We start from the raw sequence: 8,311 nt of genomic DNA, 5'->3' as shown, positions 1-8,311 counted from the left end.
CTCAGTATCGATTTAACCGGCGCTTCGATTTGTCGACCATTTTGACGCGCCTCTTGTACGCTGCTGTCGCCACGGGCAACCGAACCGAAGCGTGGTGTCGGTTAGCTGAAGATCAGCGCTAATCACCAGAATTTATGCGCACTTACTTAAGCGCCACCCAGGCGGATTTGCGCGTACATCTCACCCTGTTCGTCCAGCCCGGTTTCGACGAAGCCCAGGCTGGCGTAAAAGTCTTTGGCCACCGGGTTGCTCGGCCAGTAGCAGATCTGGATCACCTTCGCATCGGGACGGCTGCGGATCTCGTCGAGCGCCAGGCCGATCGCGCGCCGGCCGTAGCCTTTGCCCTGCTCGCCGCTGTCGATCATGAACCGGTAGATCGCGTACTCGCCCGGCTGGCCTTCATCGGCCAGCGATACATACATCAGGAAACCGATCGGCTTGTCGTCGAGGTAGATGGCGCGCGTAAAGAAACTGTCGGGATAGAAACTTGCCTGGGCGATGGAGTAGGCATTGCTGGCGAGGTAGTCCTGCTGCTCCGGCAGCAGGGGCAGCTCGATGAGGGTGTCGAAATTGTCTTCGGTAACAGCTTGCAGGGTGATCGTCATGCGGCGGCTTTCGGTGGCGCTGGGGATGGCGGCGCGACGCGGGTGCGCCGCCGGATGGAAACTTTGATGGCGGTCAGGACTTGCCGACCGAGAGCATGCGCTCGACGTAGCGGGCGATCAGGTCGATTTCCAGGTTGACCTTGCTGCCGGCGCGCAAGTGCTTGAGCGTGGTGACCGAGATCGTGTGCGGAATCAGGTTGATCGAGAAGCGGCACAGCTTGCCCGAGGCAGCGTCCAGGTCTTGCACCCGGTTCACCGTCAGCGAGACGCCGTTGATGACCACCGAGCCCTTGAAGGCGAGGAACTTGGCCAGCTCGCGCGGGGCGTCGATGACCAGTTCCCACGATTCGCCCACGGCGTCGAAGCGGTGTACCAGTCCCAGCCCGTCGACGTGGCCGGACACCAGGTGGCCGCCCAGGCGTTCGGCCAGGGTCAGTGCTTTTTCAAGGTTGACTTCGCCCGGGGCGTCGAGGCCGACCGTACAGTTGAGGCTTTCGCGCGAGACGTCGACGCTGAAGGCGGCGTCGGTCTTGGCGACCACGGTCATGCAGGCGCCGTTGATGGCGATCGAGTCGCCCAGGGCCACGTCGGCCAGCGGCAGGCCGCCGGCGTCGATGTCGAGGCGCACGCCTGCGTCAAGGCCGCCTTCGAGTGGTTGGACGGAGCTGATCTTGCCGACGGCGGCGACGATTCCTGTAAACATGCTGGTCTATTCCTTGGTATGGGTAAAGCGGGCGAGGATGCGCAGATCCTCGCCCAGCGGGGCAATATCGTGAAAGCGCAGGCGCTGTTGCTGGTCGAGGCTGGTCAGGGCGGGCAGCGCGAACATGCCCTGGGCTTCGCCGAGCAGGCTCGGCGCGAGGTAGACCAGCAGTTCGTCGACGCAGCCCTCGCGGATCATCGATCCGTTCAGCCTGGCGCCGGCTTCGACGTGCAGTTCGTTGATGTCGCGCCGGCCCAGCTCGCGCATCAGCGCCGGCAAGTCGACCTTGCCGCTCTCGTTGGGCAGCAGGATGACGTCATGGCCGGCGGCGCGCAGCACGGCTTGCTTGACCGGATCGGGCACGGCGGCCACGATCCAGCTCGGCGCGCCGGCCAGCACGCGCGCGGCGGGGTCGATCTCGAGCTTGCTGTCGACGATGACGCGGCGCGGCTGGCGCGTGGTTTCCACGGCGCGCACGTTCAGTTGCGGGTCGTCGGCCTTGACGGTGCCGATGCCGGTGAGAATGGCGCAGGCGCGCGCGCGCCATGCATGGCCGTCGGCCCGTGCTTCTGGGCCCGTGATCCACTGGCTGGCGCCATTGTGCAGGGCCGTCATGCCGTCGAGGCTGGCGGCGGTCTTGAGGCGGACCCACGGCAAGCCGCGCTGCATGCGCGACAGGAAGCCGATGTTCAGTTCGCGCGCTTCGGCTTCGTGCAGCCCGGAACTGACGGCGATGCCGGCCGCCGCCAGCTTGGCCAGCCCTTGCCCGGCGACCAGCGGATTGGGGTCGACCATGGCGGCGACGACGCGGCCCAGGCCCGCACGCACGAGGGCGTCCGAACACGGCGGCGTGCGGCCGAAATGGTTGCACGGCTCGAGGGTGACGTAAGCGGTGGCGCCGCGCACGTCGTTACCGCGGGCCTCGGCGTCGCGCAGGGCGGCGATTTCGGCGTGGGCCTGCCCGGCCGGTTGCGTGTGACCGGCGCCGATGACCATACCGTCGCGCACGATGACGCAACCGACACGCGGGTTCGGCGAGGTGGTGTACAGCCCTTTGGCGGCCCAGTCGAGGGCCAGGGTCATGGCTGCTGAATCAGTAAGTCGTTGCACAAGTGTCCCAGCGTAAATGGCTGACCGCGATTTTACGCCAAGACAGCCGTTCCCGCCGGGGAGGCTGCGATGCCGGCTCTTTCGCAGCCTGAATCTGGCCCCGCTTCAGCCGCGCCCGTGACGAGGCAAACGTTCCGCCATCGACGCGCCACGCGCTACAGCGGCGCCGATGCAGGCGCCGCGCCAGTGCCGATGCAAGCGGCGCCGGCGACAAGGCCATCGCGCCGCAGGCTGTCAGCGTCAGCGCTAGTGTCCCGAGTTAGAAATTCGTTGATGATTACATGTGGTGCAATCGTAACGAGACAAGGAACAAAGCGCAGACAGGCCGAGGCCTGGCGAGCATTTGTGACGCAGTATCGCTGCGATTATCGCCATATTTATTCAACGAATTTGTAACTCGGGACATTAGGAATCCTCCTCTTCCCCTTCGCAATTGGCGCCATCCCGGGCCGGATCGCACACGCGGGCGCGGCCGAGCATATTGATCTTGATGCGCCGCGTCTGCTCGCCCTGGAACAGCGACAAGGTGCCCCAGCGCGCCGCCGCGCTGCTGGTGGCCGTGCAACTGCGTCCGGCGCTGTTGTAAGCCAGGTAATCCGGCAGCTTCTGGCTGGAAAACACGGCGCTGACCACAATGCCTTTGCCCACCGGACCGTGCGTGACGATCAGCTCGTCGGAGGCGCCCGGCCGGCGGTCGCCGTCGTGATCGACAAACGCCACCCAGCCCTGGCTCCAGTCGGCACCGGCGGGCTCAAGCGGTGCGAGAACGACGCGCTGGCCGCGCGCCATCGCTTGCGCACGCGTCGTGCCGATGGCGCCGGACAGGTCGTTCACGGCGGCGTTGAGCTGGTACAGGCGGATCATGGCGCGCACGTCCGGCACGGCAACGGTGAGCCCGATGGCGGCGACAAGCACCACCACCATCAACTCGACCAGCGAAAACGCGCTCGCCGGCGGCGGTGCTGCGCGCCTCATGGCCAGCAACCGGTGGCGCTGCCGCTGGCCGTGTGTTCGCCGGCGCTGTCGAGCGTCAGGGTCTGGCATGCGCCATCGCGGAACGTGGCGTCGACCCTGTCGGTGCCGGGTATGGCTTCGATGACGATGCAGCGCGCGATCGCCTGGCCGGCGCACGGCTTGCCGCGCAGTTCGTAGGCGCTCGACTTCGCGCTGCCGCCCGACCACCATTTGAAGCGCGCTTGTTCCGGTCCGTCCTGGTCGGCCGAAAACGCAAGGTAGCGGTTGTGCTGCGTGTAGTAACGCTCCTGCTTTTGCATCAGGTCGAGCAGGGCCGCCTGGGCTTCGGTACGGCGCGCCTTGACCACGAAGCCCTGGTAACCGGGATAGGCCAGCGCGGCCAGCAGGGCGATGATGGTCATCACGATCATGGTTTCGATCAGGGTAAAGCCTCGACTGCGTTTCATTGCCGGCTCCTTTGCTTGGGTGGTTACTTTTTCTTTGCCGCATCGTGCAGGTCTTGCCAGTTATGCAGCTCGCGCCAGCCGAGGCGGCGCGACGGGGTGCGGATGCCGACCTGCTGGGCCGGCGCCGCCTTGCCGCCGTCCTGCGGGCGCACGATGGCGTAGGTGTGCGCCGCCTCGGCGCGCCCGCTGGCGCCGCGCGCGCCGGTGCTGGCGCTGATTTCGATCAGCAGCGGCGGCACGCCGGCCAAGGTGGGGTAGCGCTCGCCCGTGCTTTCGCCCGACCGCACCCGGCCGTCGGCGCCGATGGCCAGGCCGCTCAGCGCGTCGAGCACATAGCTGCGCGACGCTGGCGCACTGCACAGGTCGGCGCCAGGCAGCAAGGTGTCGACGATCAGGGCGCCGCCGCGCATTACCGGGCTGGCGGCGGCCCGTTCTCCGTCGAGGGCGGTTTGGGGGAAATCGAAGAACCAGCCTTTTGGCGCGTCCATCCCGTCCAGTTCGGCGGGCGCGCCCGCCACCGCATAGCGCGCCGTGCCGCTCAGGATGCGTGGCACCAGCCGCGCGCGCGACAGCGGCGGCTGCTTGCCCAAGGCATCGTGGACGGCGTAAAACGATTGCGGCAGAAAACTGCTGCGCTGGGTGTCGGCCGCTTCGATGAACTTGCCGGTGCCAAACAGCACGAGGTAGCCGCCACCGGGGGCGAACACGATGCGCGGCGCATGCGCGATGGGCTGGGGCCTGCCGCCGGCGTCGCGGGCGTCGAACAGCGGCGACAGCGCCGCGTTCCACGGCGCCGGCCCGCTGAAATCGACACGCCACAGCCGGCCCTGCAAGTCGCCCGCGTAGGCATGGCGCACACTGGCGTCGCCGGCCAGCGCCAGCGCCGGGGGCGCGAGCGCGTTGGGCTGCGCCGGATCGAACGCCGGCGTGATGAAGCGGTAGTAATTGACGCCGCGCTGCCAGCGCGCGGAGGCCGGCTTGTCGAGCGCGAGCAGGAACAGCGCGCCGCCGCCATCCTCGACGCCATTGTTGATGCCGCTGGCGACGACGACAAAGTCGCGGTACTGCGGCACGCCATCCTTGACGGCGGTCCGGAACCTGGCCACCTGCGGCGGCGTGCCGACATGGCCCATGGCCGGGTCGTCGCGCCCGGTGAATTCCCACAGCGCGCCAAGGCCGGTGTGGAAGGCGGCCGGGTCGGAGATGTCGAGCGCGAAGACGCCACGCGCGCCCATGCCCATGCCCGAAGCGAGAATGGTGCGCCAGCGCCCGTCGAGCAGCGCTTCGCCGCTGCCGGCGCTGGCGTCGACATAGGGCCGGTGGCGGTAGCCAGGGTCGGCCAGCCGCGCCAGCGCCGGCGTCAAGGCGTGCGGCACGTAGGCAAACAGTTCGACGCCGGTGCTGGCGTCGAAGGCGTGCAGCATGCCGTCGTTGGCGCCGACATAGGCCACGCCGGGCCGCGCGCGCTGGCGCTTGTAAAAGTCGAGATAGGCCGGCTCGCCGCGCGAGGGCGGCGGCGGCCCGACCAGCAGGGGTACGCTGTGAACCACATCACCGAGCACGCTGGCGCGGCGCCGCAAGACGCCGCCCGGCAGGCCGGTTTCCATGCCGCGCTCGCCACGCAGGAAGGCCGTGCGCGCTTCACCGAGTCCGTCCGGCGCGCCGCCGGCAACGGCCACGTCAAGCAGGGCGCGCGATTCTGGCGGCAGGCTGGCCCAGTCGAACGGGATCGTCACCGTTTTGTCGGGCCGGTAGGCCAAGGTGTAGATCTTGCGCGCCGCCGGCACCGTGCGGGGTGGCAGCGGCGGCCGCACGCCATCGTTGCCGCTCAAGAGCTCGGCGGCGTCCCATTCCACTTTGTCCGGGATGGACGGTGCGCCGTCCTTGCCCACGGTAAGCGCGCGCCGCCGCAGGCTGCCGCTGGCCCTGGACAGGTCGCCGCTGGCCTGGAGCACGAAGCCGCGCCCCTTGCCGACGGGGCTGGCCACCAGCGCACCGGGCGTCTCGCCGCCGCTGTGACCCGCAGAAGCGAACAGGGCGTCGATGGCCGGCCCGATCGCCAACGCGTCCCTGGCGGCAAAGAAGCCGGCCGGACTGCCGCCGGCAGCGCGCCACTCCGTATCGTCGCGCCGCTCGCCGCTGGTGATGAAGGGATTGGCGTCGCCGTTGCGGTCGTCGAAGGCGCCGTATTTGGCGGCCAGGTACAGCGCGCTGGCGCCCTCGCGTTCCGGTACGCCGAGCTCGAGCGCCATGCTGGTGATGGTGACCGGCTTGTCGCGCCGGATCGGGTTGGTGTGCGCCCACCAGGCCGCGCCGGCCAGGTACAGGCTGCCGGCATTGTTCGGCCCGTCGCTACGCAGGTCGAGCTCGCCCAGGTCAGACCGGGGCGCGCTGTTGCCGTAGGCGCCGCCACGGTCGGCTTCCATCTCGCCGACGCGGCGCGTTGCCTGCATGACGTCGAAACGGACCGCGGCGAAAGCGTCGGCGGGGCGCGCGGCGTCGTTGCGCCCGGTCCGGGTGTTGCCCGGTACGTGGCGGTCGTCGATAAAGGCCGGGTGGCCGATGGTCGCGATCACGTTGCGCTGGCAGGCGGCGCTCACCGGGTCGGTGCGGCTAGCCCACACCGGCAAGCCATCCGGCGCGACGCCGCCAGTTGCCGCGCCCGGTTCGCGGCCCTGCAAATAGCGCAGCGCTTCGTCATACAGTTCCGCGCCGGGGTCGCCGACGGCGTAGCTGCCGGCGCTGGCCGGCATGCTCCTGCCCGCCAGGTTGATGGCGGCAATGCTGCCGCTGGCCGCGCCGCCGCTGGCGCGATCGGGATTGGGGACGAACACGCCGGTCTGGTCGCGCCATTCGGCGCGCGGGTTGGGCTGCGCCTCGTAGCGCGGGGCCTCGATGGCCTGGGCGCCGATGAACTTGAGCGGCGCGCGCAGGACGCCGCCATCGGGCGCGCCGCCGTGTTCACGCTCGCCTGCCGCGTAGGCCATCACGCCGATACGCGCGCTGCCGGCGTGCCGTTGCAGCGCGCCTTCCGGCTTGAAGGCGCCGCCGTACGGTCGGCATAAGGCCGGCCGGCTGGCGCTGTCCTCAGGCGTGCAGACGCGCACACGCGCGAGAAATTCGCCGTGGAATTTATCGGACACCAGCCGCGTACCGTCCGCGCCATAACGGGGCGCGTCGCAGCTCTTGCCTTTGCTGGTGCCGCTGAACAGCACCCGATTGCGGCACGACACGATGTACAGCTCGCTTTTGCCGAACGGGGTCAGCGCCGCGCTCTCGGCGGCGGGCAGCATCTTGCGCGGGAAATGCAGCGCGTTCGCATAAAAATCGGCATGCGCCGCGCCATCGGGCAACCAGGCGCGTTGCAGCACGGTGATGCCGGCCTCGTCGATCACGCGGTCGCCGCCGGTCAGGCCCAGGCGCACCAGGTCGAGGGTCGAGGCCGTGGCCCAGTTCAATACGTTGCCGCTGAAAGCATCGCCGCCGCAGCCGTGGTCCGCCCGCGCCGGCCCGAGCGGCGCGAAATACCCGAGGCGTTCGTCCAGGTCGGGCTCGCGCACCGCGCGCGCGGGGGCCTTCATCGGATACTGGTAGCACAGGCGCGGATTGAAGTAACCGGGATAATCGGTCGCGCCCGCATACGCGCCGCGATAGGCCGCGCCGGCGTCGTCGAACGTAAGCGACAGATTGATCAGCAGGTTGGGCGGCATCTGGCCCGGTGCGCCGAGCACGCCGTCGGGCACTTGCAACAGCGGCGGCGCGGCGCCGGCCGCGCAGGTCCGGCAAGCGAGCAGCAAGGTCAGCAGTGCAGTGAGTAACGGCGCCCGCAAGCGTTGAAGGACGGTGCTCATGTGCCCTCCTCCGGCGCCGCCTTGAGGTAGAAGGTTTGCAGCACCACCCGGGTGGCATCGAGTGCGCCGAAGCCGATCGCCGTGATGCGATAAAAGTTGCCTGGAGGACGGGCGGCATCGGCCCCGGCCTGGGTGTGCGGCAACAGTTCGATGAGGTAGCGCGGCGCTCGCAGCGGCAGCGTGCCCTTGCCCGACGGCAGCTGCGCACCCGTGAAGCGGCCGTACGCCACGCCAGCCGGCGCCGTTGCGTCATTGCCCGACAGATCGGCATGCTGCCACGCCGCGTGCCCCGGCACGTGCAGGCACAAGCCGGCATTGACCTCGCGTTCGGCCCCGCAGCCGTCGACGAAGCCGAGCGCATTGCCACGCGAAAACAGTGCCGCGCGCCCGGATGAGGGATCGCCGCCGCCCTCGATATCGTGTTCGGCGTCGGCCAGCGCGGCCTCGGCCGCACCGAAGGCGATCTGGCGGTCGCGCTCGTGGCGCGCCGATTTTTCGCTGCTCAGCGCGCTACGGGCGGCGGACACGCCGAGGATCATCAGCGCCAGCAGCACGAACAGCGCCGTCAGCAGCACGGCGCCATGTTGGCGGTCACGGTGGCAAGGAAGGCTTGGCATGGCG

7 protein-coding genes and 1 pseudogene are annotated in these 8,311 nt (G+C 69.1%); 1 reads left to right on the top strand and 7 read right to left on the bottom strand.

Features of this window, described 5'->3' with window-relative positions; genetic code table 11:
* A pseudogene (locus tag F1735_RS19050) lies at nucleotides 1-122 on the top strand (IS1595 family transposase); the annotation flags it as partial.
* A 24-nt stretch (nucleotides 123-146) separates the two neighbouring features.
* On the opposite strand, the gene F1735_RS19045 reads toward F1735_RS19050, so the two are convergent.
* The 7 genes from F1735_RS19045 to F1735_RS19015 all read right to left on the bottom strand — a co-directional run bounded on the left by F1735_RS19045 (nucleotide 147) and on the right by F1735_RS19015 (nucleotide 8,307).
* Nucleotides 147-605: a GNAT family N-acetyltransferase gene (locus F1735_RS19045; protein WP_167238407.1), complete on the bottom strand. Its 459-nt coding sequence runs from the start codon at nucleotides 603-605 to the stop codon at nucleotides 147-149.
* A gap of 73 nt (nucleotides 606-678) precedes the next feature.
* Nucleotides 679-1,308, bottom strand: a complete 630-nt coding sequence (locus F1735_RS19040; RefSeq protein WP_167238406.1) for a riboflavin synthase — start codon at nucleotides 1,306-1,308, stop codon at nucleotides 679-681.
* A gap of 6 nt (nucleotides 1,309-1,314) precedes the next feature.
* Entirely contained in the window at nucleotides 1,315-2,391 is a 1,077-nt protein-coding gene (gene ribD, locus F1735_RS19035) for a bifunctional diaminohydroxyphosphoribosylaminopyrimidine deaminase/5-amino-6-(5-phosphoribosylamino)uracil reductase RibD (protein WP_167238405.1), read from the bottom strand.
* Nucleotides 2,392-2,823: 432 nt separating this feature from the next.
* The gene (locus F1735_RS19030; protein WP_167238404.1) at nucleotides 2,824-3,393 is read right to left on the bottom strand and encodes a GspH/FimT family pseudopilin; all 570 of its coding nucleotides are present in this window, start codon (nucleotides 3,391-3,393) and stop codon (nucleotides 2,824-2,826) included.
* Nucleotides 3,390-3,839: a type IV pilin protein gene (locus tag F1735_RS19025; protein ID WP_167238403.1), complete on the bottom strand. Its 450-nt coding sequence runs from the start codon at nucleotides 3,837-3,839 to the stop codon at nucleotides 3,390-3,392. Before F1735_RS19025 ends, F1735_RS19030 begins: the two co-directional genes overlap by 4 nt.
* A 23-nt stretch (nucleotides 3,840-3,862) precedes the next feature.
* A complete protein-coding gene (locus tag F1735_RS19020; protein ID WP_167238402.1) occupies nucleotides 3,863-7,690 on the bottom strand; it encodes a pilus assembly protein in 3,828 nt (1,275 codons plus the stop codon).
* Entirely contained in the window at nucleotides 7,687-8,307 is a 621-nt protein-coding gene (locus F1735_RS19015) for a pilus assembly PilX family protein (protein WP_167238401.1), read from the bottom strand. The genes F1735_RS19020 and F1735_RS19015 overlap by 4 nt, the downstream gene beginning before the upstream one ends.
* Between the last annotated feature and the right edge of the window lie 4 nt (nucleotides 8,308-8,311).

Origin of the sequence: Massilia genomosp. 1 (assembly GCF_011682185.1) — a bacterium.
In the GTDB taxonomy this organism is placed as follows: Bacteria; Pseudomonadota; Gammaproteobacteria; order Burkholderiales; family Burkholderiaceae_D; genus Telluria_A; species Telluria_A rubra.
The sequence above is the reverse complement of the archived record's forward strand: the minus strand, read 5'-3'. Positions and strand labels throughout refer to the sequence as shown.

Bases quoted from the DNA above. Each gene is read 5' to 3' on its own strand.
- F1735_RS19045 (WP_167238407.1), bottom strand. From the start codon at position 605: ATGACGATCACCCTGCAAGCTGTTACCGAAGACAATTTCGACACCCTC.
- F1735_RS19040 (WP_167238406.1), bottom strand. From the start codon at position 1,308: ATGTTTACAGGAATCGTCGCCGCCGTCGGCAAGATCAGCTCCGTCCAA.
- ribD (WP_167238405.1), bottom strand. From the start codon at position 2,391: ATGACCCTGGCCCTCGACTGGGCCGCCAAAGGGCTGTACACCACCTCG.
- F1735_RS19030 (WP_167238404.1), bottom strand. From the start codon at position 3,393: ATGAGGCGCGCAGCACCGCCGCCGGCGAGCGCGTTTTCGCTGGTCGAG.
- F1735_RS19025 (WP_167238403.1), bottom strand. From the start codon at position 3,839: ATGAAACGCAGTCGAGGCTTTACCCTGATCGAAACCATGATCGTGATG.
- F1735_RS19020 (WP_167238402.1), bottom strand. From the start codon at position 7,690: ATGAGCACCGTCCTTCAACGCTTGCGGGCGCCGTTACTCACTGCACTG.
- F1735_RS19015 (WP_167238401.1), bottom strand. From the start codon at position 8,307: ATGCCAAGCCTTCCTTGCCACCGTGACCGCCAACATGGCGCCGTGCTG.